General features: G+C 32.6%; 2 protein-coding genes. One reads left to right on the forward strand and one right to left on the reverse strand.

The window, feature by feature from the left end:
• Positions 1-10 precede the first annotated feature (10 nt).
• A complete protein-coding gene (locus HC728_RS19500) occupies positions 11-736 on the reverse strand; it encodes a hypothetical protein (RefSeq protein ID WP_190395964.1) in 726 nt (241 codons plus the stop codon).
• Between the two features lie 276 nt (positions 737-1,012).
• On the opposite strand from HC728_RS19500, the gene HC728_RS19505 reads away from it, so the two are divergent.
• A complete protein-coding gene (locus HC728_RS19505) occupies positions 1,013-1,528 on the forward strand; it encodes a hypothetical protein (protein WP_190395965.1) in 516 nt (171 codons plus the stop codon).
• Positions 1,529-1,739 lie beyond the last annotated feature (211 nt).

Raw genomic sequence — 1,739 nt, forward strand, 5'->3', positions numbered from 1 at the left:
GCGTTATAAGCTAGTTTTGATTATTTTCGTATATGTGCATATCAAGAAAACTTTCTATTTTGCTAGCGCTAGGATTCATACCAAAACTTTCCACATTAATAAAGAACTCAGTACTAAAGCGGTATTCAAACAGTAAATCTGCAAGTCTTGTTATTTCAGAGCGAGTAGATATGTTAAATTGATGGTATTCCATTTCTAGGTCTCGTTGGTTCTGGTAATGAAAATCAATGCTCGACATTATTTTTGCATAAGGTTTAAAATTATTAATTAAGTTATGCATTATTTTTCCATGGTATTGGCTTTGATTTACCTCTAATTCGAAAGCAGTTCTTAGGGCTTTTTGATATAGAATATCGAACTCTTTGTAATTAAGGTGTGCTTGTTTAATAAAGTACTTTATTTCTTCTTTATTATTAGTTTTTTGTTTTTGACAAAGTTCAACTGCAACTGCGAATTCTAGATTATTAAGTCCGCTCTTATATAGTTCGAGAATAATTGAAAAATAATGTTTTTTTTGTTCGTAATGCTTTTGGTTAAACCATTGATTTTTTGCTTTCCAAGCTACGAATACGGCTAAAATTGTTCCTAACCCGCTGGCAAATGTTGCAATTGTAATGATCTTTGAGCTAAGGCTTTCTGGTTCACTTACAAACATAATACTCAAAAAGAAGCCACAAAGTATAAGTGCTGTAATACTTACAATTAAAGTTAAGGTATCTTCAAAAGGTTTAAACACAGGCTAATCCAAGAAATTAAGGTCGTATATATTGACATATTCTTTGTAAAGTATGAAGTATTCTAATAGTTTTTAGTTAATTAAATGAGGTAGTTAATCTGTGCTGCGCTTATAACAAATGCATCAACACGATTTACTACACTCGGCATCTCAGATTGTCGGGTGTTTCTCGTTTTAAGGCGTCAATTTTAAGTATAATTGCATAGTAGTAAACGTGTTATGCAGGCGTTATGTTGTTGGTGTAAAATAAGGTTTTTCAGCATCTTGAGGTGAGTTATGTTTCAGTTTAAATGTACCAAAAAAGTTCAAGATTTCATTAGCCTGAAACCAAGTGACTTAAGTGAAATTGAGCCTGAAAAGTTTGTGCTTGGTAATTGGTTTGTTAACTCATTTACTCAAAATCGTCGTAAAGTTTTAATCTTTATGGAAGAGAAAACTCTATTCTCATTTATCATTGTTGGCGTCCGAAAAGAGCACATAAAAACGTTAAGAAAGCATTTTCTCGAAGGGTTATGTTTGCAGTTGAAAGCGGAAGGTATTAGTCCTCAGACTATCGCTGCATTTTCTGATAATCAAACGATAATTCAATACACTAAAACTGACAATAGAAGTAAGGTTGGATCTCTGACCGATCTTATTTATTTGTATAGTTCATGGATTGACTCAGAAGGTGGTTTGTCGGAAATTGATGTTGTTGATATTGGAATGAAATTGAATAGAGTTCCTCAGACAAATCTTAAGTTAATCTATGCAATTAATGAGCTTAAACAGGCGCTTGGAGAAACAACATAACAATCGCATCAACACGATTTGCTACATTCGGCATTCTAGATTTCTTTGGGTTTACCGTATTAAGTGGTAAATTTAGGCTTAATCTGCATAGTAGCAAACGTGTTATGCAGGCGTTATGCCTACGAATAAAAAAGGAAGTTAATGTTTAAAATTGATACGGATAATCTTATTTTACGCGATATGATGTTTGAAGATGAAGCGTACTTTATTG

This window comes from Aliivibrio sp. S10_S31 (genome assembly GCF_014694495.1).
Classification (GTDB): Bacteria; Pseudomonadota; Gammaproteobacteria; order Enterobacterales; family Vibrionaceae; genus Aliivibrio; species Aliivibrio fischeri.